Here is a 26,503-nt window from a genome sequence, read left to right on the forward strand (position 1 = left end):
CGGATGAGCTTCACCGACGGAGTGCCGGACGCCCCGCTCGAGAAGGGCGAGGCCAGCGACGAGACCGGCACGACGATCACCTTCTGGCCCAACGCGGGCGGGGGCGGGGGTGCGGGATCGAGGGACGCCTGATCCGGGGACGCCTGATCCGGGGAAGAGGAGTCGACGGAAGAGGAGTCGACGGAAGAGACCGGGCCTGGAGAAGGGGAGTCGGAGGACGCGGAATCCGAGGAGGCGGGATCGGACGCGGTCGGCTCCGGCACCGCGATCGGCTCGGCGGCGGCTCCCGTGCCGACGATCCGGCCGGCCTCGATCCGCACGGTGTGCGCGGCCAGCGCCTCCGGGACGTCGTCGAAGACGGCCGCGGTGATCAGGACCTGCTCGTAGTCGGCGACCACCGAGGCGAGGCGCTCGCGTCGACGCGCGTCCAGCTCGGCGAAGACGTCGTCGAGCATCAGCACTGGATCGCCCATGGGGGAGTCGCGCCGGAGCAGCTCCGCGGCGCCCAGCTTCAGCGCCAGCGCGAACGACCAGCTCTCGCCGTGGCTGGCGTAGCCCTTGGCCGGCAGCGCGTTCAGCTCGAACTGCACGTCGTCGCGGTGCGGGCCAACGAGGGAGACGCCCCGGTCGAGCTCGCGCCGGCGCACCCCGGCCAGCGCGGACGCGAACGCCTCCGCCAGTCCCTCGCCCGCCGCCGGTGACGCGGCGCCCGGCTGCTCCACGGGCTCGCCGTCGTCGTCGACCGCGCCCTCGATGCTCAGGCGGGAGCGGAGCACCGGACGCTGGTCGGCGCCGGCGACCGCCTCGTACGCGGCGCGCACCGGTCCGCTCAGCTCCTCCACCAGGGTGAGGCGCGACTGCATGATCTCGGTCCCGAGCGCGATCAGGCGCTCGTCCCAGATGTCGAGGGTCCCGAGCTTGGAGGGGTCGCGGACGCCGCTCGCTCGTGCGGACTTGAGCAGCGAGTTGCGCTGGCGCAGCACCCGCTCGTAGTCGGCCTGGACGGCGCTCATCCGCGGGGTGCGGAGGATCACCAGCTGGTCGAGGAAGCGGCGGCGGGCCGACGGGTCGCCGCGGATGAGGAGGAGGTCCTCCGGGGCGAACAGGACGCTGGAGAAGAAGCGCGGGAGCTCGCGCGGCTTGATCCCGCCGCGGTTGATCTGCGCGCGGTTGGGGGAGGAGCGGTTGATCTGCACCTCCGCCAGCAGGTCGCGCTCGCCGTTGCGGAGGCGGGCGCGCACCACGGCGCTGTCCCGGCCGGCGCGGATGAGCGCCTGGTCGCTCGACACGCGGTGCGAGCCCAGAGTGGAGAGGTAGCCGAGTGATTCGACGAGGTTGGTCTTGCCCTGGCCGTTGCGGCCGACGAAGAGGTTCGGTCCGGGCACGAGCTCGACGTCGACCGACTCGTAGTTCCGGAAGTCGCTGAGCGCCAGCTGCGTCACCTGCACGTCGCGCTCCTCTCCTCCACCCGTCGTCGCGGGCCTTCACTGCACCCCCGCGGGCTCCTCGCCCGTCTCGATCGGGCCGATCCGCCCGTTCCGGCGCCCGCCGACCGCTCTCCCACTGTCGGCCAGGCCTTCGTCCCGGATCTCGGTACGCCCCTGCCGGGCTACTCGATCACCATGACCGGCGGCTCCCCGTCCCTGCCCTGCGAAGGCGGCCGAAGGCCCGCCGCCCGGTCCTCGCCCACGAAGGCGGCCGAAGGCCCGCCGCGCCCGACGTCCGGAGCGAGGTGGAGGCGGCCGGAGGCCCGCCGCCCCCGTGAGAGCATCCCTGCCTCACGGGGGCGGCGGGCCGCAGACCGCCGTCCGTCACCGGCTCTGCAGAACGCGCCCACCCCTGGAGGCCGACCGCCGCGAGGCCGGGCAGGGACCGGCCGAGCCCGTCGACTGAGCTCCGCTCAGTCGACGGCTTTCACGGAGTGCCCGCCGAACTGGTTGCGGAGCGCTGCGACGGCCTTCATCGCGGGGGAGTCCTCCTGGCGGGAGACGAAGCGGGCGAAGATCGAGGCGCTGATCGTGGGCACCGGGACGGCGTTGTTGATGGCCTCCTCGATGGTCCAGCGGCCCTCGCCCGAGTCCTGCACGTAGCCCTCGATGTTCTTGAAGTCCGGGTCCTGCTCGAGGGCGCGGACGAGGAGCTCGAGCAGCCAGGAGCGCACGACCGTGCCGCGCTGCCACGCCTTGAAGGTGCCGGTGACGTCCTTGATGATGTCGCTGCGGGTCTCGAGCAGCTCGTAGCCCTCGGCGAACGCCTGCATCAGGGCGTACTCGATGCCGTTGTGGACCATCTTCGCGTAGTGGCCGGCGCCGACCTCGCCGACGTGGACGAAGCCCTCCTCGCGGGGGCCTTCCGGGCGCAGCGCGTCGAAGACGGGCATGGCGTACTCGACGAGCTCCTTCGGGCCGCCGACCATCAGGCCGTAGCCGTTCTGCAGTCCCCAGACGCCGCCGGAGACGCCCGCGTCGATGTAGTGGATGCCCTTGGGCTTCAGCAGCGCGTCGTGCTTGAAGTCCTCGGTGAAGCGGGAGTTGCCGCCGTCGATGACGAGGTCGCCCTCGCTGAGCTTCTCCGACAGGTCCTTGACGACCGCGTCGGTGATCTCGCCCGCCGGCACCATCACCCAGACGATGCGGGGCGAGGGGAGTGCGGCGATCATCTCGTCGAGAGAGGCCGCGTCCGAGACGTCGGGATTACGGTCGTAGCCGGTGACCTCGAGCCCCTTGGAGCGGAGGCGGGAGCGCATGTTGTCGCCCATCTTGCCGAGGCCGACGAGTCCGATGTGCATGGTGAACCTTCCTGGATTCGTTGTCCGGCGGGCGGGCGCTCGTCGGGAGCGGGGCGATCGCGGCTCTGCGATCCGGGGAGTGGTCAGCGCAGCAGCAGGTTGGGCTGGAGCAGGTAGCGGTAGCTGTCGCTGCCGGGCTGCTCCCGCGAGGTCTGCGCGGTGATCAGGACGGGGCCGGGCTTGTTGGGGTTCTCGGTCTTCGTGAACGCGATGCGCACGAACTCCGAGTGGACGGCGGCGAGGCCGTCGAGCAGGAACTGCGGCTTGAGGGAGACGACCACGTCGTCGCCGGTCACGATCGCGTCGATGCTCTCGGACGCCTGCGCCTGCTCCGAGCCGATCGCCTCGAGGGTGAGGCCGTCGCTGCTGAAGCTGAAGCGGAGTGCCGCCTCGCGCTCGAGCACGAGCGAGACGCGACGGGTGGCCTCGATGAGGTCGCTGGTCGACATGACCGCGTAGTTCTCGACGGAGGCGGGGAAGAGGCGCTTCACGGGCGGGAAGTTGCCCTTGATCAGCAGCGAGGTGACGGTCTTGCGGTCAGCGGTGAAGGCGATCAGCTCGCGCTCGTCGCGGTTGGTGATCGCGACGGAGACGGTGCCGGAGTGGCCGAAGGTCTTGCCGACCTCCTGCAGCGTGCGCGCGGGAACGAGGGCGGTGAGCGGCTGAGTGGGCGCCGGGTTGTCCCCGTTGTCCCAGTCGATCTCGCGGACGGCGACGCGGTAGCGGTCCGTCGCGACGAGGCCGATCGTGTTCTCGGTGATCTCGAGCTGCACGCCGGTGATGACGGGGGTCACGTCGTCACGGGAGGCGGCGACCGCCACCTGCGAGACGGCGGCCGCGAAGGCGTCGGCCGGGACGAGGCCGGTGGAGGCGTCGATCTCGGGGATGCTCGGGTACTCCTCGACGGGCATCTGCAGGAGTGTGAAGTGCGCCGAGCCGGCCGAGACCGAGACGCGCGACTCCTCCGTGGCGATGCGCACGGGAGCGTTGGGGAGGCGGTTCGCGATGTCGGCGAGCAGACGGCCGGAGACGAGCACAGTCCCCGTCTCCTCCACGTCGGCGGCGATCTGCGTCTGCGCGGACACCTCGTAGTCGAAGGAGGACAGCGTCAGACCCTCGGCGGTCGCCTCGATGAGGACTCCGGAGAGGATCGGCAGGGTCGTGCGCTGCGGAAGCAGCTTGACCGCGAAGGACACCGCCTCGCTGAAGACATCGCGGTTGGCTTGGAACCTCACGAGTACACCCCTGACGAGTCGCGGACGAAGACCGTCGCCCATCGTACCCGCCGGGCTCGGCGAGCTCGGAAGGGGGTGGACCGCCGAGCACTCCCGAGCCGCTGTGGAGAGGTTGCCGGTCGAGGCTTCATTAAAGAGAGAACTGCGTTAACAGTGTTAACACGTGTGGAAACTGTGGAAAACGTTCGAGACCCCTACTCCTGGGTGGGATCGGAGGGACCCGTCCCTGTGGAGGGAGTGTGAGCGCGCCCGTGGACGCCCTGTGGAGCGATCCGGGCCGACCGGTCGCCCTCCACAGGCGGGCCCTCCCGGCGCACAGTCCCGAGGCGGTTGTCCACAGTTATCCACAGGTTCCTCACACTGTGGAAATCGGCCCTCGGAGGCGCGCGAGGCGGCGTGTCCGAGGCGCGCTCGACAGGTCGAGGGAGTCAGCGGACGACGTCTCCCGTCACGACGGAGGCCGTCGAACGCGGCCCCCGCCGTCCGAGCGGCGCAGAAGACGACGGCCGCTCCCTCTCCCCCGCGCTGCTCCATCAGTCGCCGTGAGCGCCACTCCCCGCTGGTCGAGGCGCCGCAGCGCGGCGTACCGGGACCCTCCGACAGGACGGTCTCTCCGATCTCCACGCGCGCCGACACCGTTCAGTGCGTCCTGCTCCTCGCGGCGCGACCACCGTCGCCTCCCCTCAGGCGAGGAGGGATGCGGCGACCGCCGACCAGCGGGCACGGACGTCGATCGGCCCCGGGGCGCACCACCTCACGACGGGCGGTAGCGGGGGCCGTCCGACCGCCGGCTAGCGGTTCGTCTTGATGCGGGTGGTCAGCTCGGTGACCTGGTTGTAGATGCTGCGGCGCTCCTTCATGAGCTCCGAGATCTTCTTGTTCGCGTACATGACGGTGGTGTGGTCGCGGTTGCCGAACAGCTGGCCGATCTTGGGCAGAGAGAGGTTCGTCAGCTCACGGCACAGGTACATGGCGATCTGGCGCGCGGTGGCGACGGCCTGCGAGCGAGACGAGCCGTAGAGGTCGTCGACCGTGAGCTTGAAGTAGTCCGCGGTGTGGTTGATGATGTCGACCGGCGAGATGACGTTGTCCTCGTCGAGCGTGATCAGGTCCTTCAGCACGGTTTGCACGAGCGACATGTCGACCGGTGTCCGGTTCAGGCTCGCGAACGCGGTGACGCGGATGAGCGTCCCCTCGAGCTCGCGGATGTTGCTCGACACCTTCGACGCCATGAACTCGAGGATGTCGTCGGGCACGAGCAGCTTCTCGCTGACCGCCTTCTTGCGGAGGATCGCGATGCGGGTCTCGAGGTCGGGAGCCTGCACATCGGTGATGAGGCCCCACTCGAAGCGCGAGCGCATCCGGTCCTCGAAGCCCGTCAGGGCCTTCGGCGGCAGATCGGACGTGATCACGACCTGCTTGTTGTGGTCGTGCAGCTGGTTGAAGGTGTGGAAGAACGCCTCCTGCGTCTCCGCCTTCCCCTGCAGGAACTGGATGTCGTCGATCAGGAGGATGTCGACGTTGCGGTAGCGGCCGTGGAAGGCGTTGCCCCGGTTGTTCGCGATCGAGTTGATGAAGTCGTTCGTGAACTCCTCGCTCGAGACGTAGCGCACGCGGATCCCCGGGTAGAGGCTCATCGCATAGTGGCCGATGGCGTGGAGGAGGTGCGTCTTCCCGAGCCCGGAGTCGCCGTAGACGAAGAGCGGGTTGTAGGCCTTCGCGGGAGCCTCGGCGACGGCGACGGCCGCGGCGTGCGCGAACCGGTTGGAGCCTCCGATGACGAAGTTGTCGAAGCTGTACTTCGGGTTCAGCCGGGTGTCGGTCGCCGGCACGGTGCGCAGCTCCTCGACCCCGCGGGTCGGCGCGACCGTCGCCGAGGAGGCGGTGATCGGCTCGAACGGGTTCACCGACTCCTGCGACGACGGGGAGCTGAGGGGCTCGTGCTCGATGTCGGGGTTCACCACGAAGGCGAACGTGGTGACGCCGAAGGAGTCGTCGAGGGTCCCGATCGCGCTGAGCAGGGGCACGCGCACGCGCTGCTCGAGCATCCCGCGGGTGAACTCGTTCGGGACCTCCAGGTAGAAGGTGCCCGCCATGATGCCCTTGGGCTCCACGAGCGAGACGAACCCGTAGAGGGGAGCGGTGATCCGCTCGTCCTGGGACAGCGCGCCGAGGATCACGTTCCACGCGTCGACCATCGACGTGTCGTCTGCCATCTGTCTCCGGTCCTGGGTGCTGTCGCTGTGAAGTCGCTGCGGGATCGCCGCCTCCGCCGGACCCGTCGCCGCCCGCTGCAGGGGCGTCGCGGACCGGGCGCGGAGCCGGGGTCTCGAGTGCCGCTCTCTCCACAGGGTTGTCCACCGGCCTCGAGCGATGCCTGTGCGGGCGCGGGAGGACGCGGATCCCACCTGTGGATAACTGCGGCTCAACACCGTAACGAACGGAGCCGACGGGAGACAAATCCACCACAGCGACACCCGCGTGTCAATGCGCGGAACCCCGTGCCCCGTGTGCATGATCGAGGTTTCGCGCCGTCCACATTTGACCGGTGGCGGAACAGGCCGTAGTTTAAATCAGTTGACGCCTGCCCGGTGTCGTCCGTGCGGCCCTCGCAGGCCGAGCGGATTCCGCAGCCGGGCACCCCTTCTTCCCGGAGGATCCGAGTCTCCGCCCGAGCGGGTGGTGCCGGTTCGCGCCGCGGAACACGTACGTGGAGATCTGATTATGAGCAAGCGAACCTTCCAGCCGAACAACCGTCGTCGCGCCAAGGTGCACGGCTTCCGTCTGCGCATGCGCACCCGTGCCGGCCGCGGCATCCTCAGCGCGCGCCGCGCCAAGGGGCGCACCGAGCTCTCCGCCTAGCAGCGAGCGGTACCGACCAGCGGTGCTGGCCAGAGCCAATCGCATCGTCCACGGAGGCGAGTACCGGACAGTCGTCCGTCGCGGTGTGCGGTCCACAGGACCGCACACCGTCACGTATGTCCGCCGGTCCTCCGCGGGCGGTCCGGCGCGGTTCGGGTTCATCGTCGCGAAGACGGTCGGCACCGCGGTGACGCGCAACACCGTCCGCCGTCGGCTCAAGGCCGTGGCGTTCGAGCTCGTCCCCGAGATCGACCCCGGCACCGAGGTCGTCGTCCGCGCGCTGCCCGGCAGCGCCGACGCGCCCTGGTCCGAGCTGCGCTCCGAGGTGTGGTCCGCGATGGCGCGAGCCGCGCGGAAGAGCGGGGCGTCCTCGTGACCGCCGTACTCCCCCGCCGCGAGGCGCCGCACGTCCGGCTCGGGTGGGCGATCCTCCTGCTGCCGAGGAACATCGGCGTCCTGCTCCTGATCGTCTACCGGGCGGTCGTGTCCCCTCTCTACGGGGACGTCTGCCGTTACTACCCCTCGTGCTCCGCGTACGCGCTCCAGGCGGTCCAGCTCCACGGGCTCGTCCTCGGCTCCGTCCTCGCGGCCCGCCGTCTGCTCCGCTGCCACCCGTGGGCGGCCGGCGGCATCGACGACGTCCCGACCTCGATCCCCCTGCACCGACCGGCTTCCGGCCGGACCCGCTTCGCCGTGACGCGAGCCGGGTTCGTCGTGGGCCCTCGAAAGGACTGACCCCACTCCATGGACCTCCTCGGCACGATCCTCTGGCCCCTCAAGTGGGTGGTCGAGCTGCTCCTCGTCGCCTTCCACCAGCTGCTGACCTTCACCGGCATGGAGGCGGCCGCGGGAATCACCTGGGTCCTCTCGATCGTCGGCCTGGTCATCGTCATCCGCGCCGCGCTCATCCCGATCTTCGTCAAGCAGATCAAGAGCCAGCGCCGGATGCTCGAGGTCGCACCCCAGCTCAAGAAGATCCAGGACAAGTACAAGGGCAAGCGCGACCAGCTGTCCCGCGAGGCGATGTCCCGCGAGACCATGGAGCTCTACAAGAAGACGGGCACCAACCCGCTCGCCTCCTGCCTGCCCCTGCTGATCCAGATGCCGATCTTCTTCAGCCTGTTCTCGGTGCTGAACGCGGCGCAGCACAGCCAGAAGGGCGTCGGACCGCTCGACGAGACGCTCGCCCGCCAGTTCGGCGAGGCGAACCTCTTCGGCGTCGCACCGCTGCACCAGTCGATCCAGGGCGCACTCGCCGAGGGCGGCCAGGAGCCGGTCATCATCATCGCGGTGATCATGGTCGTCCTCATGACCGCGTCGCAGTTCATCACCCAGCTGCAGATCGTCTCGAAGAACATGTCGCCCGAGGCGAAGGCCTCGCCGACGTTCAAGCAGCAGCGGATCCTGCTCTACATCCTCCCTCTCGTCTTCGCCTTCTCGGGCTTCGCCTTCCCCCTCGGAGTGATGTTCTACTGGCTGACCTCGAACATCTGGACGATGATCCAGCAGTTCATCGTCATCCGGAACATGCCCACCCCGGGCAGCGAGGCCGCCAAGGCCCGCGAGGAGCGTCTGCGCCGCAAGGGCAAGCTGGTCGAGGAGACCACGGCCGCCGGCGACGTCACCCTCGTCGAGAAGAAGGCCGTGCAGCGCACGCAGCCCGTGAGCAGGAACCGCTCCAAGAAGCAAGCCGGAAAGAAGTAGAGCCGTCATGACCGATCCGATGCAGACCATCACCGACGACGCGTCCGCACCTGTGGACGCCGACGCGACCACCGCCGACGAGGCGCCCGAGTCCACGCTCTCGCAGCTCGAGGACGAGGGCGACGTGGCCGCCGACTACATCGAGGAGTTCCTCGACATCTGCGACCTCGACGGCGACATCGACATCGAGGTCCGCAACGGCCGCGCCTACCTCTCGGTCACCGCCTCGGGTGACACCAACCTCCGGGTGCTCTCCCGCCCCGACGCCGTCCAGGCGCTGCAGGAGCTCACGCGCCTGGCCGTCCAGACGAAGACGGGCGCTTTCTCCCGCCTCATCCTCGACATCGGCGGCTCCCGCGACGCCCGCGAGGCGGAGCTGGCCCAGCTGGTCGACCGCGCGATCGAGCGGATCGAGGACGGCGCCACGTCGGCCTCGCTCCCGCCCATGTCGTCGTACGAGCGCAAGCTGGTCCACGACATGGTGGGCGAGCGCGGCTTCGTGTCGGAGTCCCGCGGTGAGGCGCGCGAGCGCCACACCGTCATCACCCGCGGCTGAGCGGAGTGGAGTCGACCCTCGAGCCCGAGCCCGCAGCCGCTGCGGCGATCGCCGGCGACCGATTGCCGCTCCTGCGGCGCTTCACCGAGGCTCTGGCCGCCCAGGGCGAGGAGCGCGGCCTGATCGGGCCGCTGGAGCTCCCCCGGCTCTGGACACGGCACGTGCTCAACAGCGCCCTGGTGGCCCCTCTCCTGCGTCCAGGACTCGTGGGTGACGTCGGCAGTGGCGCGGGCCTTCCCGGGCTCGTCTTGGCCATCGTGCGGCCGGACGTCCGGTTCGTGCTCATCGAGCCGATGGAGCGTCGCGTCGTCTGGCTCCAGGAGCAGGTCGACGCACTCGGACTCGAGAATGTCTCAGTTCTTCGTGCGCGCGCCGAGGAGGCGCAGCTCGCGGAGCCTCTGGACCAGGTGACCGCCCGGGCGGTCAGCGCCCTCTCGAAGCTGATCCCGCTGACCGCGCCGCTGCTGCGTCGCGGAGGCGAGCTGGTGCTGCTGAAGGGCATCAACGCCGAGAAGGAGATCGAGGCGGCGGCCCAGCAGATCCGTCGCTTCCGGCTCTCCCCGCCCGAGGTCGTCGTGCTGGGCGACGGCGTGCTCTCCGAGGTGACGAGGGTCGTCCGGGCTACAGTGGGTTGATCGCCACGACGCCGCAGTGAGCCCCCGACTCCTCGTCCGTCGACTCCTCGGTGCTGCTGTCCGTCCCACTCGCTGAGCGAAGGTTTCACGTGAAACAACCCGATTCCGCCGGTCTGACCGGAGGCTTCGACTCCTCGACTCCCCTGGCCCGGGAGATCGCGGACATGACCCGCCGGCGCGCACTGCTGAACGCTCAGCCGCTGCCGAAGCCCGAGTCGACCCGGGTCATCACGATCTCGAACCAGAAGGGCGGCGTCGGCAAGACGACGACGACCGTCAATCTTGCCGCCGGGCTCGCCCGCGGCGAGGCGAAGGTGCTCGTCATCGATCTCGATCCGCAGGGCAACGCATCGACGGCCCTGGGCATCGAGCACCGTGCCGAGACGGCCAGCGTGTACGACGTGATCGTCAACGACACTCCCCTCGCGGACGTGGTGCAGAAGAGCCCGGAGTTCTCGTCTCTCTACGGTGTGCCGGCGACCATCCACCTGGCCGGCGCCGAGATCGAGCTGGTCTCGCTCGTCGCGCGGGAGCAGCGGCTCCGCCGTGCGCTCGACCGCATGCTCGACACCATGGACGAGCCGTTCGACTACGTCTTCATCGACTGTCCGCCGTCGCTCGGTCTGCTGACGATCAACGCTTTCGTCGCGGCTCGCGAGGTGCTCATCCCGATCCAGTGCGAGTACTACGCGCTCGAGGGGCTCAGCCAGCTGCTCAAGAACATCGACCTGATCGAGCGGCACCTCAACCCGAACCTCGGTGTCTCGACGATCCTGCTGACCATGTACGACGGCCGCACGAACCTCTCGCAGCAGGTGGCAGCGGATGTCCGCGAGCATTTCCCGAAGGAGGTGCTGCGCGCGGTGATACCGCGCAACGTAAGGATCTCGGAGGCGCCGAGCTACGGGCAGAGCGTGATCAGCTACGACCCGCAGTCGTCCGGTTCGCTGGCGTATCTGGAGGCGGCCGCGGAGCTCGCGCGGCGTGGAGCTCGCAGGACACCCGAGACGGCACATGAAGGAGAGGCACGCTGATGGCGACCAAGCGCACGGGACTCGGCCGGGGGATCGGCTCGCTCATCCCGACCAGCGACGAGTCGCGCTCCCGGCCCGTCGACGTCTTCTTCCCTGATCAGGTCGGCGATTCGGCACGCGCCGACGAGCTGCTCGAGGTCCCCGGAGCGCGCCTGGCGCGACTCCCACTGGCCGACATCACCCCCAACACGGCGCAGCCGCGATCGGTGTTCGACGAGGACGACCTCGCCGAACTGGTCCACAGCATTCGCGAGTTCGGGGTGCTGCAGCCGATCGTCGTCCGGCCCGTGACGGCCCGTGGCGGAGCGAAGTACGAGCTCGTCATGGGCGAGCGCCGTTTCCGCGCCTCGAAGGCCGCGGGACTGACGACCATTCCAGCGGTCGTCAAGGACACGGCCGACGAGAACATGCTCCGCGACGCACTGCTGGAGAACCTGCACCGCGCCGACCTCAACCCGCTCGAGGAGGCGTCGGCCTACCAGCAGCTCCTCAGCGACTTCGGGATCACCCAGGAGGCCCTGGCGACGCGGCTCGGACGCTCGCGGCCGCAGATCTCGAACACGCTCCGTCTCCTGCGCCTGCCGGCCGATGTGCAGGCCCGCGTCGCTGCCGGCGTCCTGACCGCGGGACACGCGCGCGCGGTTCTGTCGCTCGACGACGTCGAGCTGATGCGCCGCCTGGCCGACAAGATCGTCCACGAGGACCTGTCCGTCCGCTCTGCCGAGGCTGCGGCCGCGCAGATGAAGGCGCCGCGGACGGCCGCGCGTCCCGTGGTGGAGGAACAGGGCGGGCACTCCGGGCACCTCTCGTCGATCGCGGATCACCTCGGCGACCGGCTGAACACTCGCGTCAAGGTCACTCTGGGTGCCCGCAAGGGCCAGATGGTCATCGACTTCGCCACCATCCAGGACTTGAACCGCATCCTCGCCGAGATCGGCGAGCCGACCGAGGTGTCGCTCGCTCCGTAGGGAGTCGGCCGGGCCGCGGAGTGTCCTGTGCACCGCGGCTGATGAGGACACGGTGATGCTGTGCCCTCGGCGATAGTCGCGATCGGGTGGTACTCGGCCCCTCTTCACCACGTCACTGAGACCAGGGCGAGGTGACCGACGAGATACCGTGTGGTGTGGGCAGTCTCGTAGAGAACGTGTCTCGGTGATCGACAAGCCCTGTGCGCTGGGACGTTTCTCTCGAGAAGAAATCCGAAGTTCAGTAGCGCATCTATTGATGAAGGTCTTGATAGCGACGACGTCGCTACGGAATGTCCTTCGGTGTTCGTCTGCCATCCGGTAGGTGGATCTCTGGAGAACTCTGCTCAGGGCGCTCTTCTGTCGGTCGAAGAGGCGGCGTGTGCCCTCACGAGGGCCGGCTGCGCCCGGGCCTCGTCGCTCACTGGCATCCGGGTCAGGCTCGGCGAGTACGTGCGAGATTTCACCGCCGGTGAACGGCAGCCCGAGTGTTTCACGTGAAACGGTCCCCACTCTGCACCGCAGCCAGAAGATGTCGGTCCAGTCCGCACTGCCTCGTGCGCGACGGGCGTGTCACAGGCCCCAACGAATCGATGAGCGGTCGCGTGGCCGAGATGAAAGCGAACGGTACGGCGCATCAGTGTGTCCGGTCAGGGTGATCCGCTCTCTCACCCCTCCCATCGACAGCCCATTGCGCGCACTGGCATCAGTAGCGAGCGTCGGAGGTGCCGCCAGCAAAGCCGTTTCACGTGAAACGGTGAAGCGCGGAGTGGGATCCACCATTGGAGAACGACCAGGTCGTCAGCGGACACAACCGCCCTTGGGCTCTCCCCTCTCATGAGGAGTCGCGATGGTCTGACGCGCCGCGCTCAACAGCTGGAGGAGCGTTTCACGTGAAACGCTCCTTGTCTGGAACTCTCGAAGCCCGCACGGTCGGCCGGAGAGCGGACATCACTTCGGCAGCTCAGCGGGAGCCTCCGCCAGGCCAGTCGAAGACCAGACAGTCACTCCTACTGATCGGGGGCAAGAAGGATCGAAGTGGTCAGCCGCTGTCATGGCGGGGTAACCACGGGGCTGCATGTGTCCTGGACCAGGCTTGCGGTGGAGAGCGCGCCATCGCTGGATCTCGATACGCCGCGACGCGGCTACTCGACGAGCAAGAGCCGACTCGATGATGGAGTCACTGTTCCCTGACCCGAAGAAGGCTCGTCGAAGAGCACCGTTTCACGTGAAACGGAGCGGAGTCAGGACGCGGCGAGCTTCGCCAGAGTGGAGTAGACGTCGCCGAGGTAGCGGCCCGACGCTTCGATGGCCTGGGGAACGAGCGACGTCTCGGTCATTCCGGGCAGGACGTTCGCATCGAAGAACCAGGGGAGTCCGGCCTCGTCGATGATGAAGTCGAGCCTCGACAGGTGGCGGAGCCCCAGCAGTTCGTGTATCGCCACGGCCACCCGGGACACCTCCTCCGTGATCTCCGGAGCGATCCGGGCGGGGGTGTAGAAGTGCGTCTCCCCCGCGTTGTAGCGCGCCTCGAAGGTGTACTGCCCGGCGACGGGGGCGATCTCCACCGGAGGCAGGGCGAAAGGTCCGTCGCCGAGGTCGAGAACGCCGACGGAGACCTCGGTCCCCTGGATCTGCTGCTCGATGAGCACGACGTCGCCATAGGTGTACGCCTCGACCATGGCTCGCGGGAGCTGCGACGAGTCCGACACGATGCTGACACCCTGGGCCGAGCCGCCCTGGGCCGGCTTCACCACGAGGGGGCCCGGCAGGTGGGCTTCGACCTGCTCCAGGATTCCGGCGGCTCCGAGCTCGCGGAAGGTCTCGCGGGGGAGGGTGACGGAGCGCGGAGTCGAGAAGCCGGCGCGGGCGACGAGCGTCTTCGCGGTGGGCTTGAACCATGCCAGGCGCGCCGCATCCGTCTGCGAGCCGACGTAGGCGAAGCCCGCGGCCTCGAGGAGCCCGAGGAGCGCTCCGTCCTCACCGCTCGCTCCGTGCACGGCGGGCCAGACGACGTCGGGACGCTTCCGCAGGAGCGTCGAGAGGAGCCCGGCGTCCGGTTCGTGCAGGGAGACGCGGTGGCCCATGGCGGAGAGACGGTCCGCGACGCGGCGGCCGGACCGCAGGGAGACGTCGCGCTCGTGACTGATGCCACCGCTGATGACGACGATGTCGAGAGTACGGTCGAGCACAGAGAAATCGGTCATGACCAGGGCTTTCTTATCGAATCAGCGGTGTCAGGAGACGTTGGGAGGCAGGACGGCGTCGCGCTTGCTCGCGTCGGCGGTGCTGAGCCGGCCCGTGCCCGCGAAGGTCGACAGCAGGTCGAGCTCCCCGTTGATGACCGTGGCGAGGCGGCGGATCCCGTCCCCGATGCGCTCCGGCGTCGGGTAGCAGAAGGAGAGGCGGATGTTCTGGCGTCCGTCTCCGTTGCCGTAGAACGCGGTACCCGGCGTGTAGGCGACGAGCTCCTTCACGGCACGCGGCAGCATCGCCTTGGAGTCGAGCTCCTCGGGCAGCGTGACCCAGACGTAGAAGCCGCCGTTCGGGTTCGTCCAGCTGAGGCCGGGCAGATGGGTCTGCAGGCCCTTCAGCATCGCTTCCTTGCGCTCGCGGTAGACGCCGCGGAAGGTGTCGATCTGTCCGCGCCAGTCGGCCGTCTCGAGGTACTTCGAGATGACCAGCTGACTGAAGGACGACGGGCTGAGGACGGCCGCTTCGTTCGCGAGGATCAGCCGCTCACGGATGGCGTGCGGGGCGAGAGCCCAGCCCACGCGGAATCCGGGAGCCAGAGTCTTCGAGAAGGTGCCGAGGTAGATCACTCCGTCCTCCTCCAGCGAGCGCATCGCCTTCGGCGGGACGTCCTCGAAGTAGAGGAGGCCGTACGGGTTGTCCTCGAGCACGAGGATGCCCTCGGACTTGCAGATCTCGAGGATCTCGACGCGGCGCTCCCAGCTGAGGGTCACGCCCGCCGGGTTGTGGAAGGTGGGGATCGTGTACAGGAACTTGATCGTCCTGCCGGCGGCGCGCACGCGAGCGATGTGCTCGCGGAGGGCTGCGGGGATGAGCCCGTGCTCGTCCATCGGGACGTGCTCGACCTCGGCCTGGTACGACCGGAAGATGACCACCGCCGTGACGTAGCTGGGGCCCTCGGAGAGGACGACGTCCCCCGGGTCCAGGAACAGCTTCGAGACGAGCTCCAGCGCGTGCTGAGAGCCCGTGGTGACCACGATGTCGTCCGCGCTGGCGGAGATGCCCTCGAGGGCCATCACATCGAGGATCTGCTCCCGCAGGACAGGGACGCCCTGGCCCGAGCCGTACTGCAGCGCGACGGGCCCCTGCTCCCTCATCACGGTGTCGATGGCACCGGTGATCAGGTCCTGGGGGAGCGCGGACACGAACGGCATCCCGCCCGCGAGCGAGACGACTTCGGGGCGCGACGCGACGGCGAACAGGGCTCGGACCTCGCTGGCGGCCAGACCGGCCGTGCGCTCCGCGTAGGAGTTGTACCAGGGGTCGAGGTTGGTGCCGCGGTTGGTCACGATGGTTCCGCTTCGCTCAGTGGACGGGGTCTCTCCGGCCGGAGCCGGGTGGATCCACAGTACCGGCCGGTCCTGTGCTGCGGCGGGGCGGTCGGGCGCCACCGCAGGGATCGTGGCCTGCGCCTCAACGGGTCTGTTTCACGTGAAACAGGCCGAGGAACGAGGAGAGCCCCCGTCACGACGTGACAGGGGCTCTCGGAGACCGCGCGGGGCGGTCAGGGGGTGCGGACTCAGAGGAACGCGGCCAGGTCGGCCTCGAGGGCCGGCTTCGGCTTGGCGCCGATGACGGTCTTCACGACCTCGCCCTTCTGGTAGACCTTCATCGCCGGGATCGACGTGATCTGGTACTTCGCGGCGGTCTGCGGGTTCTCGTCGACGTTCAGCTTGACGATCTCGATCTTGTCGCCGTGCTCGGCCGAGATCTGGTCGAGGATCGGCGCGACCATGCGGCACGGGCCGCACCACTCGGCCCAGAAGTCGACCAGGACGGTCTTCTCGGAGTCGAGGACGTCGGACTGGAACGATGCGTCGGTGACGCTCTTCGCGGTGGACATGGTGTTCTCTCCTTCACGAGTCGGCGGGCTGCCGGCTCCGATGTGCGATGACCGGACGGTCAGCGGGTGATGAGCTCGGCCCGGGGTGAGCCTTCGGTGTGCGCGGTGCCATCGGCGAGCGCAGCGAGGTAGTGCTCCGCGTCGAGGGCGGCGACCGTTCCGGATGCCGCGGCGGTGACGGCCTGACGGTACGTCGGGTCGATCACGTCGCCGGCGGCGAAGACGCCGGGAACGGAGGTCTGGGAGGAACGGCCGACCACCGAGATGGTGCCCTCGGTGGTGAGGTCGAGCTTGCCGTGCACGACGTGCGTGCGCGGGTCGTTGCCGATCGCGATGAACAGGCCGTCGAGGTCGAGGTGGGACTCGGTGCCGTCGACCGTGTCGCGCAGCTTCACGCCGTCGACGTGGTTCTCGCCGGTGATGCCGGTGACCTCGGCGTTCCAGACGAACTCGATCCTCTCGTTGTCGAAGGCGCGCTTCTGCATGACCTTCGAGGCGCGGAGCGAGTCCTTGCGATGGATCACGTAGACCTTCGCAGCGTGCTTGGTGAGGAAGGTCGCCTCCTCCATCGCGGAGTCGCCTCCGCCGACGACGGCGATGGTCTTCCCCTTGAAGAAGAACCCGTCGCAGGTGGCGCACCATGAGACACCGTGTCCCGAGAGGCGGTCCTCGTCGTGGAGGCCCAGCTTGCGGTAGGCGGATCCGGTCGCGACGACGACGGTCCTCGCCTCGATGCTCTCGCCGGAGCCGAGGTGGACGGTCTTGACCTCGCCCTCGAGATCGAGGGAGGTGACGTCGTCGTAGAAGGTCTCTGCGCCGAACTTCTCGGCCTGGGCCTGCATCGAGGTCATCAGCTCAGGACCGAGGACGCCGTCGGGGAAGCCGGGGAAGTTCTCGACGTCCGTCGTGTTCATCAGGTCGCCGCCGATCTCGACCGACGAGGCCACGACCACCGGGTGCAGTTCGGCGCGCGCCGCGTAGATGGCGGCGGTCCAGCCGGCGGGGCCGGATCCGATGATGACGATGTCGCGCACGGCAACTCCTCGGGGTCTGTACGAGCGGTGACGGGTGGGGCGGGAGCCGAGCACCCGGAGCCGGTCGCTCGAATCGTTCCGCGGCTCCGTGGGCTACAACACATCCTAGGCGGGCACTATTCCGCGGGCCCGGGAGTGTGGCCCGCGTCACGGTGCTGTTGGTTCAAGGGTCCGTGAAACGACCTCTGACCAGGGGTTCACCGGAACAGAATCAGCGGCCCAGTCGGCGGAGCACCGGAGCGAGGACGGCGCGCAGCTCCGGCACCCGGAGGAACCAGAGGACCGCGAAGTAGACGAGCGCCATCACGGTGCCGATCGCCACCATCGAGAGCAGCGGCTCCACGTAGTTCGACACCGCGAAGCCGCCCGCGCGTGTCCCGCCGAGGGCGACCAGGACGCCGTAGCCGGCGGCAGCGGAGGGCACCGCGGCGAGGACGAACTGCGCGAGCCTGACGAGGATCCGCCTTCCTCCCCGGCCGCCGAGCCGGCGGCGCAGGAGGAGGGCCGCCACGAGGGCCTGCACGCAGATGCCGAGCGAGGTCGCAGCGGCGATGCCGACAGCGGTGCGGTCGGCGGGGAGGCGGAGCACGACCAGGTAGCCGGCGACCGCCACCACGACCTGAACCAGGGTGAACAGGAACGGCCGCGCTCCGTCGCTCAGGGCGTAGAACGCGCGCTGCATGATGGCGATCGAGGAGAACAGCGGCAGGGCGATCACATAGGCCATGGCGATCGCTCCGATGGCCTGCGCGTCCGCGAACGAGTCGGTGAAGACGGAGCCGAACGGCACCGCGACCACGACGATCGCGGCGGCGGCGAAGACGAGCATCATCAGCACCAGGCGGAGCGAGGTGGAGACGTCGGAGCGGAACTCCTTCATCTCCCCCCGGGCGGTGTGGCCGCTCATCTTGGTGAAGTACGCCATGGCGATCGAGATCGCGATGACCGAGTGGGGCAGCATGAAGATCAGCCACGCCTTCTGCAGCGCCGCGGCCGAGGGGCCCTCGCCGGAGGCGGTGGAGGAGACCTGGCTCTCGACGATGCCGGCGACGATGGTCAGCAGCACCGTGGCGAACGACCACAGCGACATCCGTCCGGCCGTGCCGAGGCCGACGCCCCGGAAGCGGAAGTCGGGGCGGTAGCTGAGGCCGACCCTCCGCCAGAAGAGCATCAGGAACAGCGACTGGACGACGATGCCCAGCGTCGCGCTCCCGCCGAGGAGGGTGACCATGGCCGGGGACCACGAGTCGACCGGACGGTTCCCCTCGGGATCGGCGCCGAACAGCACCATGAAGGCGACGAGCCCGGCGATCACCACGACGTTGTTGAGCACGGGCGCCCAGGTGAAGGGGCCGAACGAGCCGCGGGCGTTGAGCACCTCGCCGAGGATGGTGAAGAGGCCGTAGAAGAAGACCTGCGGCAGGCACCAGAACGCGAAGGCGACGGCCAGCCGGTACTGCTCCGGCCCGTAGCCGGGCGCATAGAGGCGCACGAGCAGGGGAGCGAGGACCGTGGCGGCGATCGTGGTCACCAGGAGCAGGCCGAGCGCCAGGGTGAGCAGGCGGTTGATGTAGCCGCGGCCGCCGTCGGCGTCGAGGCCCGCCCGCACGATCTGCGGGACGAGGACGGCGTTCAGGGCGCCGCCCGCGATGATCGAGTAGATCGTGTTGGGCAGCAGGTTCGCCGTCGTGAAGGCGTCCGCGCCCGGCGCGACAGCGGCTCCGATCGTGTTCGCCATGACGATCGACATGACGAAGCCGAGGATCCGCGAGACCATCGTGCCGGAGGCGAGGACGGCGCTCGCGCGTCCGAGGGAGAAGCTAGCCACGCGGGTCCGATCGCTGGTCGTCGAGGTCGGGCTGGACCTCGAGCACGGCGTTCGGGTCCTCCTCGTCCTCAGGGGTGTCGCCTCGACGGCGACGGCGGATGTTGCGGAGGATGCCGGCGCCGAAGACGACGACGAGCGCGATCCCGATGACCAGGGTGCCGACGGTCTCCCAGTCGGCGCGGACGCTGGTCGTCATTCCCGTCGGGGTGCCGATGGGGACGCCCTGCGCCGAGGTCAGCTGCAGGCCGAGGCTCGTCTCGCCGTTGCCGACCCGGGCCTTCACGGGGATGAGGACGCGGCCCTGCGAGCGGGCGTCGATCTCCGTGGTCTCGATCGCCTCCTCGTCGATGTCGAGGACGGCGTTGGAGGTGGAGGCCTGGATCCGCACGGCGATCGGCCAGGGGAGCTCGTTGCGGACGTACACGGGGATGCTCGAGTCGCGGGAGACCTGCAGGATGCTGCCGGTCGCGTCGATCGACACCAGCGAGAGCGTCCGGTCGGCCTCGGTCATGGCCGCGCCGACGGCGTCGCCCCAGCCGCTGCCGTCTCCGCGCCAGGTCACCGAGAGCAGCGCCAGCACGTCGTTGCGGCTCTTGCCCGACAGCAGCTCCGGCTCCTGCAGCACGGAGGAGAACGCCTCGACCTCGGAGCCGGCGTCGAGCAGGTCGCGCACCCGGTCGAGCCGCGACTCCGACTCCGGCGAGTCGACGACGCTCGCGCCCTCGGTCGCGGGGACGGCGAGGGCGGTGGAGAGGGCGACTCCGCGGGCCCAGGGCAGCGACTCGATCGCGTCGAGGGTCTCGGAGAGGCGCGCGGCGCCGATCGCGGACCCGCGGCCGAGGGTGAGCACGACGTCCGGCGCGGTCCCCTCCTCCTGCACCTCGGCGAGATCGGTGGCGATCTCGGACATGCGGGCGCGCCACTCGGTGTCGTCGGAGGCGGTGGCGGCCGCGTCGAACGCCTCGGTGAGGCGCGAGTCGGCCACGACCAGGTCCGAGTCGCCGACCGTGGCGCGCGAGGTGGTGGTCACCTCCTCCGGCAGCAGGAGCCCGGAGGAGGGGACGACCGTGCGGTTCACGCCGCTGTCCGCGTAGACACCGAGGTCCGATCCCCGGAGGGTGCCCTCGTCGGGCCACGCGACGCTGCCGAGGGAGGTGCTCCAGTCGGAGGCGAGCAGCGACTCCGTGCTCGGACGCGCCGGCAGGTCCTCGGCCGGCTGATCGGAGTCGACGGCGGCCGTCGGCGCCGGGCTCTCGGTGCCGGGGACCGCGGCGAAGCGGGTGTCGTCGATCGCGTACTCGAAGGAGGTGGGAGAGAGGAGCGTGGAGAGCCCAGCCTGCGCCTGGGCCGAGACGTCGGCGTCGGCGTACGGCAGGGCGAAGCGCTCGTTCGGCACGGACTGCAGCCGGTCGAGCCAGTCGAGGGCCGACTCCGGAGCGGCGCTGCCGAGGACGCGGATCGAGGCGAGGATGCGCGGGTCGACCCCGATCGTGACGCCCTTCCCCGCGACCGCGTCGAGCTGACGGGTGAGGGTCCCCGTGCCGTCGGTGTAGTCGGCGAGGGCCTCGGCCGAGAGCAGGCCGTCGGCCGTGTCCGGCACGGTGAGCGGGACGAGGACGCTGACGCCGGTCTCGCGCTCCGGGGCCGCCGCGTCGTCGGTCAGCTCGACGGCCGTGCGGGCGGTCGAGACGACACCGCCTGGACCGGTGACCGTGACGAGGACGGCGTGGGTGCCGAGCGCGGTGCGGTCGTTGGAGAAGGGGATCTGGTCCACCGGCACGGTGAGGCCGGCCTCGGCGGTGCTGGAGGGCAGCAGGCGCAGCTGAGCGGTCGTGCGGACCGGGTCGGTGTCGTTGTCGGCCTCTGCGTCGAGCCAGTCGTGCAGCTCCGCGCGGGTGTCGAGGGTCGCGTAGGAGAGGGCGACCGTCACGTCGGCGCTGTCGATCGCCTCCGTGGTGCCGTTGCGCACGGCGATCGAGAGCTCGAGGTCCTGGCCGGGCCGCAGGACGCCGTCGCTGCCGACTCCCGCGGTCGTGGTGACGGTGCCGGGAGCGGGCGTCGAGGTCGCCGTCGCGACGGATCCCGGGGCCGCGAGGGCGGGGGAGGCCACGCCGGACAGGCCGAGCGCGAGGGCGGCGGCCCCTGCCGAGCGGAGCAGGAGGAGGGCCGCCCGCGAGCGGCGGGAGCGGAGGGAGGGGTCGCGCCGATGCATCGGACTCACTCGGCCTCCATGCGGGTGATTCTACGGGCAGCCCTCCTCGGGGCAGGCGGTGCGTCCGCTGTGCGCCCGGTCGGGCCGGTAACCCCCTGGCACGGTCACCGGTCGTCGAGACACCCCCCGCTACTAGGATCGTGCGAATGCACAGCGTCCAGACCGCTCTCGAGACCCTCCGCGCGCTCGCGGGGACGCCCACGGTGGCGCGGCTGGCGACGGCGTTCGCAGCGCAGGGCCACGAGCTCGCGCTGGTCGGCGGCCCGGTCCGCGACGCCTTCCTCGGCCACGGCGTGCACGACCTCGACTTCACCACCTCCGCGCGCCCCGACGACATCGTGCGGATCGTCGCTCCGATCGCCGAGGCGCACTGGGACATCGGCCGGGCGTTCGGCACGATCGGAGCCCGCGTCGCCGGCGAGACGGTCGAGATCACGACCTACCGCAGCGACAGCTACGACGGGGTGAGCCGCAAGCCCGAGGTCGAGTTCGGCGACTCGCTCGAGGGCGACCTGGTGCGGCGCGACTTCACCGTCAACGCGATGGCGCTGCGGCTCCCGGAGGTCGTCCTCGTCGATCCCTCGGGCGGAGTGGAGGACCTGCTCGCCGGCCGGCTGCGCACCCCCTCCCCCGCCGACCTCTCCTTCGGCGACGACCCGCTCCGGATGCTCCGCGGCGCGCGCTTCACCTCGCAGCTCGGCTTCCGCACCACCGACGAGGTCGAGTGGGCGATGGCCGAGCTCGCCGGCCGGATCGACGACGTCTCGGCGGAGCGCGTGCAGGAGGAGCTGCGGAAGCTCCTCGCGACCGCCTCGCCCCGCGCCGGCCTGGAGCTGCTGGTCGACACCGGTCTGGCCGGTCGCTTCCTCCCGGAGCTGCCCGCGCTGCGCCTGGAGCAGGACGAGCACCACCACCACAAGGACGTCTACACCCACAGCCTCACCGTGCTGGAGCAGGCGATCGCGCTGGAGGAGTCGCGGCACCCCGGATCCGCGCCGGACGTCGTGCTGCGGCTCGCCGCGCTCCTGCACGACATCGGCAAGCCGGCCACGCGTCGGCTCGAGCCGGGCGGGGTGGTGAGCTTCCACCACCACGACCTGGTCGGCTCCAAGCTCGCGATCAGGCGGATGCGCGCGCTGAAGTTCGACAACCAGACCACGAAGGACGTGGCCCGCCTCATCGAGCTGCACCTGCGCTTCTTCGGGTACACCGACGGTGCGTGGACCGACTCCGCGGTGCGCCGCTACGTGACCGACGCCGGGCCCCTGCTCGAGCGGCTGCACATCCTCACCCGCGCCGACGTCACCACGCGCAACCGCCGCAAGGCCGACCGGCTCGCGCACGCCTACGACGACCTCGAAGCGCGCATCGCGGAGCTCGCCGAGAAGGAGGAGCTCGCCTCCAAGCGCCCCGACCTCGACGGCACGCGGATCATGGAGATCCTCGGCCTCGCCCCGGGCCCCGAGGTGGGACAGGCGTACCGGTTCCTGCTCGAGCTGCGGCTGGAGGAGGGTCCGCTCGGCGAGGAGGTCGCGACGCAGCGGCTCCGCGAGTGGTGGGCGTCGCGCTGAGGCGCTGAGCCGGCACGGACTGCGCGCCTGCCTCGCCCGCCCCCGGAGTGGTGCGCCTCGAGCGGATCCGTCCGGCGCGTCGCGGCGGTCCTGTTGTAGTCTGTACAGGTTGTCCACGACCAGACGCACTCGCGTCCGCGGGAGTGGGCAGATGCTACATACCCTCCTGTCACGGAAATACCGTGGCCGTTCAGTCCGAAGGAGGTGGGTTAGTGACGCATCAGTACGAGATCATGGTCATCCTGGACCCCGAGATCGATGAGCGCACCGTCGCTCCGAGTCTCGACAAGTTCCTCAACGTCATCCGCACCGATGGTGGATCCATCGACAAGGTCGACGTCTGGGGCCGCCGTCGTCTGGCGTACGAGATCAACAAGAAGTCCGAGGGCATCTACGCCGTCGTCGACTTCACGTCGACCTCCGCCGCAGCGAACGAGCTCGACCGTCAGCTGAAGCTGTCCGAGGCCGTCATGCGCACCAAGGTGCTGCGGGCCGAAGAGGGCATCGCCCAGGTCGCGGCCGCCGCGAAGCTCGCCGACGAGAAGGCCGCCCGCAAGGCTGCCAAGGCCTCGGCCGCTCCCAAGGCGTAGCGCTCATGGCCGGCGAGACGATCATCACCGTGGTGGGGAACCTCACCGCCGACCCCGAGCTGCGCTACACGCAGGGCGGGCTCGCGGTCGCGAACTTCACCATCGCCTCCACGCCGCGCACCTTCGACCGTCAGGCGAACGACTGGAAGGACGGCGAAGCACTGTTCCTCCGCGCCTCCGTCTGGCGCGAGTTCGCCGAGAACGTCGCGGGAACGCTGACCAAGGGCAGCCGCGTCATCGCGACGGGCCGCCTGAAGCAGCGCTCCTACGAGACGAAGGAAGGCGAGAAGCGCACCAGCATCGAGCTCGAGATCGACGAGATCGGGCCCTCGCTGCGCTACGCGACCGCGCAGGTCACGCGCGCCTCCGGTGGAGGCGGACGCGGCCAGGCCGGTGGCGGCCAGGGCAACGGCGGTCAGATCGGCGGCGGCCAGGGCGGCTTCGGCGGCGGCGGTCAGGGAGGCTCCGGCAACGCCGGCGGCAACCGTGGCGGTCAGGCCGAGGAGCCGTGGGCGCCGAGCGCTCCCGCCGGTGGCGACGTGTGGAGCACGCCGGGCAGCTACAACGACGAGACGCCGTTCTGAGCCCCGGCTCGGACACTCTCCTCACCTGAATCACGCCTCCCCCGCACCGCGATCGCTCGCGGCGGGGCAGGGGCGAACCAGAATCTAAGGAAACCACTATGGCTGGAAAGAGCAGCGGCGACCGCCGCAAGCCGATCCGCGGCAAGGGCGCGAAGAACGCGGCCCCCGCGAAGTCGGTCCGCGTGGGTGTCATCGACTACAAGGACGTCGCGACCCTCCGCAAGTTCATCTCGGAGCGCGGGAAGATCCGCGCCCGTCGTATCACCGGCGTCTCCGTTCAGGAGCAGCGCCTCATCGCCCGTGCCGTCAAGAACGCCCGCGAGATGGCGCTCCTGCCCTACGCCGGCAGCGGAAGGTAGGTAACGGTATGTCCAAGGTCATCCTGACCCACGAGGTCGACGGACTCGGCTCGGCCGGCGACGTCGTCGACGTGAAGAACGGGTTCGCCCGCAACTACCTCATCCCGCAGGGCTTCGGCGTCGCGTGGACCCGCGGTGGCGAGAAGCAGGTCGAGCAGATCAAGTCGGCGCGAGCCGCTCGTGAGCACAAGACCATCGAAGAGGCCCAGCACACCAAGCAGGTCCTCGAGGCCAACCGCGTGAAGCTGACGGTCAAGGCCGGCAAGGACGGCCGCCTGTTCGGCTCGGTGAAGACCTCCGACATCGCGGACGCGGTGGCGGCGGCCGGATTCGGCGAGCTCGACAAGCGCAAGATCGTCATCTCGAACGCGATCAAGCACGTCGGCGAGCACGAGGCCGTGGTGCGTCTGCGCGACGACATCCAGGCCACCGTGAAGCTGCAGGTGGTCGCGGCCAAGTAAGGCCGCGAGAACGCCGCGGAGGGCGGTGCGACGGGACTTCCGAGTCCCCTCGCACCGCCCTTCGTCGTTCCCGTTCTCCACAGCTCCATCCACATACACCCTCCGGCGGGACCAACCTTCACTGTGGTCTTGAGACTCTTTTCCCCACACACCTGTGGAAAGCGGGAAATGCCTGGTCAGCGGTCGGAAAAAACTTGCCGATAGCCTCTGTTCCCACAGGGTTGTCCACATGTTGCCCACAGTGGGCCCGGCGTTTCCCCTCGGTTCTGCACAGCTCCCTCCACAGGGCGGTTTGCGTGCCCCGGGCGCCGGTCCGTAGGGTGGCGCAGCGCCCCGCGAGGGGTGCGGGCAGGCGCCCGTGCGCCGCTGTCGGAGGTCGCTGGTAGACCGGATCCCGACACCGGCTCGACCGGACGCGCAGCACCCGACAGGAGGAGGCGAAGGCATGACGATCGCGCACCTGGCGGTACCCGGCTCGGACGGACGGGACGGTCGCGGAGACCGCGGCGAGTCGCGCGGGAACGAGCGGACCCCTCCGCACGACCTCCTCGCCGAGCAGTCGGCCCTCGGCGGCATGCTGCTCTCGAAGGACGCGGTCGCCGACGTCGTCGAGAGCGTCAAGGGCACCGACTTCTACATCCCCAAGCACGAGATCGTGTTCGACGCGATCCTCGCCCTCTACTCGCACGGCGAGCCGACCGACGTCATCGCGGTCACCGACGAGCTCACGAAGCAGGGCGAGCTGCAGCGGGCCGGCGGCGCCGACTACCTGCACACGCTCACGTCGATGGTCCCCACCGCGGCCAACGCGGGCTACTACGCCTCGATCGTCGCCGAGCGCGCTCTGCTGCGCCGCCTCGTCGAGGCGGGCACCCGCATCGCGCAGATGGGCTACCAGGGCGAGGGCGAGGTGCTCGACCTCGTCAACACGGCGCAGGCCGAGATCTACAACGTCACCGGCTCCGAGACGGCGGAGGACTACGTCCCGCTGACCGACGCGGTGACCGTGGCGATCGACGAGATCGAGGCGGCCGCGCACAAGGACGGCAGCTTCACCGGTGTGCCCACCGGGTTCGCCGACCTCGACGACCTGACCAACGGCTTCCACGCCGGGCAGATGATCATCGTCGCCGCGCGCCCCGCGCTCGGAAAGTCGACGCTGGCGCTCGACTTCGCCCGCGCCGCCGCGATCAAGCACAACATGGCCACGATCTTCTTCTCCCTCGAGATGGGGCGCAGCGAGATCGCGATGCGCCTCCTCTCGGCCGAGGCGTCCGTGCCGCTGCAGCACATGCGCAAGGGCACGGTCGACCAGCGCGACTGGACGACCATCGCCTCGACCCGCGGCCGGATCAACGACGCGCCGCTCTACATCGACGACTCGCCCAACATGACCCTCGTCGAGATCCGGGCGAAGTGCCGCCGGCTCAAGCAGCGGGTCGGGCTCAAGATGGTCGTCATCGACTACCTGCAGCTGATGACCTCCGGCAAGAAGGTCGAGAGCCGCCAGCAGGAGGTCTCGGAGTTCTCGCGTGCCCTCAAGCTCCTCGCGAAGGAGCTGCAGGTGCCGGTCATCGCGCTCTCACAGCTGAACCGAGGCCCCGAGCAGCGCGCCGACAAGCTCCCCGCGATCTCCGACCTCCGCGAGTCCGGCTCGATCGAGCAGGACGCCGACATGGTGATCCTCCTGCACCGCGAGAGCGCCTACGAGAAGGACAACCCGCGCGCGGGCGAGGCCGACCTCATCGTCGCCAAGCACCGCAACGGCCCGACCCGCACGGTGACCGTGGGCTTCCACGGCCACTTCTCGCGCTTCGCCGACATCCCGGCGGTCTGACGTGTGCTACCGACAGGGGCGAATCCCGGTCATGATCTTCCCAATTTGACCTACTCAGTGCGAGGTGCATGCAAGGGCACCGAGGCAAGACCGAACTGCGGCTGGAACCGTACTGTTCAGCGTTCCGTGCAATAGCATCGATGACGGCAGAC

General features: G+C 69.5%; 23 protein-coding genes and 1 pseudogene. 14 read left to right on the forward strand and 10 right to left on the reverse strand.

Going from position 1 to position 26,503, the window contains the following annotated elements; genetic code table 11:
• Window positions 1-287 precede the first annotated feature (287 nt).
• From recF to dnaA, 4 genes and pseudogenes are all read right to left on the reverse strand, one after another.
• Window positions 288-1,448 (reverse strand): annotated as a pseudogene (gene recF, locus C5C24_RS13405) (DNA replication/repair protein RecF); the annotation flags it as partial.
• A 452-nt stretch (window positions 1,449-1,900) separates the two neighbouring features.
• Entirely contained in the window at window positions 1,901-2,788 is an 888-nt protein-coding gene (gene gnd, locus C5C24_RS13410) for a phosphogluconate dehydrogenase (NAD(+)-dependent, decarboxylating) (RefSeq protein ID WP_104222677.1), read from the reverse strand.
• An 83-nt stretch (window positions 2,789-2,871) separates the two neighbouring features.
• Window positions 2,872-4,023 carry a DNA polymerase III subunit beta gene (dnaN, locus tag C5C24_RS13415; RefSeq protein ID WP_104232992.1) on the reverse strand — a complete coding sequence of 384 codons (1,152 nt, stop codon included), beginning with the start codon at window positions 4,021-4,023 and terminating at the stop codon, window positions 2,872-2,874.
• Between the two features lie 791 nt (window positions 4,024-4,814).
• On the reverse strand, window positions 4,815-6,539 hold the full coding sequence (gene dnaA / locus C5C24_RS13420) for a chromosomal replication initiator protein DnaA (protein ID WP_374954078.1): 1,725 nt from the start codon (window positions 6,537-6,539) through the stop codon (window positions 4,815-4,817).
• A 208-nt stretch (window positions 6,540-6,747) separates the two neighbouring features.
• On the opposite strand from dnaA, the gene rpmH reads away from it, so the two are divergent.
• The 8 genes from rpmH to C5C24_RS13460 all read left to right on the forward strand — a co-directional run bounded on the left by rpmH (window position 6,748) and on the right by C5C24_RS13460 (window position 11,782).
• On the forward strand, window positions 6,748-6,885 hold the full coding sequence (rpmH, locus tag C5C24_RS13425; protein WP_055784512.1) for a 50S ribosomal protein L34: 138 nt from the start codon (window positions 6,748-6,750) through the stop codon (window positions 6,883-6,885).
• A gap of 22 nt (window positions 6,886-6,907) precedes the next feature.
• Window positions 6,908-7,261, forward strand: coding sequence for a ribonuclease P protein component (rnpA, locus tag C5C24_RS13430; RefSeq protein WP_104305203.1), 354 nt, complete (start codon window positions 6,908-6,910; stop codon window positions 7,259-7,261).
• Window positions 7,258-7,620, forward strand: coding sequence for a membrane protein insertion efficiency factor YidD (gene yidD / locus C5C24_RS13435; RefSeq protein WP_258065249.1), 363 nt, complete (start codon window positions 7,258-7,260; stop codon window positions 7,618-7,620). The genes rnpA and yidD overlap by 4 nt, the downstream gene beginning before the upstream one ends.
• Before the next feature lie 9 nt (window positions 7,621-7,629).
• On the forward strand, window positions 7,630-8,589 hold the full coding sequence (gene yidC / locus C5C24_RS13440) for a membrane protein insertase YidC (protein ID WP_104275481.1): 960 nt from the start codon (window positions 7,630-7,632) through the stop codon (window positions 8,587-8,589).
• Window positions 8,590-8,596: 7 nt separating this feature from the next.
• The gene (locus C5C24_RS13445) at window positions 8,597-9,145 is read left to right on the forward strand and encodes a R3H domain-containing nucleic acid-binding protein (protein ID WP_258065251.1); all 549 of its coding nucleotides are present in this window, start codon (window positions 8,597-8,599) and stop codon (window positions 9,143-9,145) included.
• 5 nt (window positions 9,146-9,150) lie between these two features.
• Window positions 9,151-9,780, forward strand: coding sequence for a 16S rRNA (guanine(527)-N(7))-methyltransferase RsmG (gene rsmG / locus C5C24_RS13450; RefSeq protein WP_104305204.1), 630 nt, complete (start codon window positions 9,151-9,153; stop codon window positions 9,778-9,780).
• A gap of 89 nt (window positions 9,781-9,869) precedes the next feature.
• Window positions 9,870-10,814, forward strand: a complete 945-nt coding sequence (locus C5C24_RS13455) for a ParA family protein (protein WP_374955329.1) — start codon at window positions 9,870-9,872, stop codon at window positions 10,812-10,814.
• Entirely contained in the window at window positions 10,814-11,782 is a 969-nt protein-coding gene (locus tag C5C24_RS13460) for a ParB/RepB/Spo0J family partition protein (protein WP_104305206.1), read from the forward strand. The genes C5C24_RS13455 and C5C24_RS13460 overlap by 1 nt, the downstream gene beginning before the upstream one ends.
• 1,241 nt (window positions 11,783-13,023) lie before the next feature.
• Here the strand turns inward: C5C24_RS13460 and C5C24_RS13465 are convergent.
• The 6 genes from C5C24_RS13465 to C5C24_RS13490 all read right to left on the reverse strand — a co-directional run bounded on the left by C5C24_RS13465 (window position 13,024) and on the right by C5C24_RS13490 (window position 20,949).
• Entirely contained in the window at window positions 13,024-13,986 is a 963-nt protein-coding gene (locus C5C24_RS13465) for an ATP-grasp domain-containing protein (RefSeq protein WP_104275477.1), read from the reverse strand.
• Between the two features lie 30 nt (window positions 13,987-14,016).
• Window positions 14,017-15,321 (reverse strand): PLP-dependent aminotransferase family protein, encoded by a 1,305-nt coding sequence (locus C5C24_RS13470; protein ID WP_104305207.1) that lies wholly within the window; start codon window positions 15,319-15,321, stop codon window positions 14,017-14,019.
• 230 nt (window positions 15,322-15,551) lie between these two features.
• The gene (trxA, locus tag C5C24_RS13475; protein WP_104222687.1) at window positions 15,552-15,875 is read right to left on the reverse strand and encodes a thioredoxin; all 324 of its coding nucleotides are present in this window, start codon (window positions 15,873-15,875) and stop codon (window positions 15,552-15,554) included.
• 59 nt (window positions 15,876-15,934) lie between these two features.
• The gene (gene trxB / locus C5C24_RS13480; protein WP_104275475.1) at window positions 15,935-16,909 is read right to left on the reverse strand and encodes a thioredoxin-disulfide reductase; all 975 of its coding nucleotides are present in this window, start codon (window positions 16,907-16,909) and stop codon (window positions 15,935-15,937) included.
• Window positions 16,910-17,120: 211 nt separating this feature from the next.
• Window positions 17,121-18,737 carry a murein biosynthesis integral membrane protein MurJ gene (gene murJ, locus C5C24_RS13485; RefSeq protein WP_258065254.1) on the reverse strand — a complete coding sequence of 539 codons (1,617 nt, stop codon included), beginning with the start codon at window positions 18,735-18,737 and terminating at the stop codon, window positions 17,121-17,123.
• On the reverse strand, window positions 18,730-20,949 hold the full coding sequence (locus C5C24_RS13490; protein ID WP_104305208.1) for a DUF6049 family protein: 2,220 nt from the start codon (window positions 20,947-20,949) through the stop codon (window positions 18,730-18,732). Before C5C24_RS13490 ends, murJ begins: the two co-directional genes overlap by 8 nt.
• A 146-nt stretch (window positions 20,950-21,095) precedes the next feature.
• On the opposite strand from C5C24_RS13490, the gene C5C24_RS13495 reads away from it, so the two are divergent.
• The 6 genes from C5C24_RS13495 (at window position 21,096) to dnaB (ending at window position 26,351) form a co-directional block, all read left to right on the forward strand.
• On the forward strand, window positions 21,096-22,520 hold the full coding sequence (locus C5C24_RS13495; RefSeq protein ID WP_104305209.1) for a CCA tRNA nucleotidyltransferase: 1,425 nt from the start codon (window positions 21,096-21,098) through the stop codon (window positions 22,518-22,520).
• Window positions 22,521-22,732: 212 nt separating this feature from the next.
• Window positions 22,733-23,110, forward strand: a complete 378-nt coding sequence (gene rpsF, locus C5C24_RS13500) for a 30S ribosomal protein S6 (protein ID WP_068207796.1) — start codon at window positions 22,733-22,735, stop codon at window positions 23,108-23,110.
• A gap of 5 nt (window positions 23,111-23,115) precedes the next feature.
• Window positions 23,116-23,694, forward strand: coding sequence for a single-stranded DNA-binding protein (locus C5C24_RS13505; protein ID WP_104222691.1), 579 nt, complete (start codon window positions 23,116-23,118; stop codon window positions 23,692-23,694).
• 98 nt (window positions 23,695-23,792) lie between these two features.
• On the forward strand, window positions 23,793-24,053 hold the full coding sequence (gene rpsR / locus C5C24_RS13510; protein WP_055784551.1) for a 30S ribosomal protein S18: 261 nt from the start codon (window positions 23,793-23,795) through the stop codon (window positions 24,051-24,053).
• A gap of 8 nt (window positions 24,054-24,061) precedes the next feature.
• Complete coding sequence (gene rplI, locus C5C24_RS13515) at window positions 24,062-24,514, forward strand: 50S ribosomal protein L9 (RefSeq protein ID WP_104275472.1); 453 nt, start codon at window positions 24,062-24,064, stop codon at window positions 24,512-24,514.
• Between the two features lie 445 nt (window positions 24,515-24,959).
• Complete coding sequence (gene dnaB, locus C5C24_RS13520) at window positions 24,960-26,351, forward strand: replicative DNA helicase (RefSeq protein ID WP_104225797.1); 1,392 nt, start codon at window positions 24,960-24,962, stop codon at window positions 26,349-26,351.
• The last annotated feature ends 152 nt before the right edge of the window (window positions 26,352-26,503 follow it).

The sequence above is a fragment of the Rathayibacter sp. AY2B3 genome (assembly GCF_002931755.1).
Taxonomy (GTDB): Bacteria; Actinomycetota; Actinomycetes; order Actinomycetales; family Microbacteriaceae; genus Rathayibacter.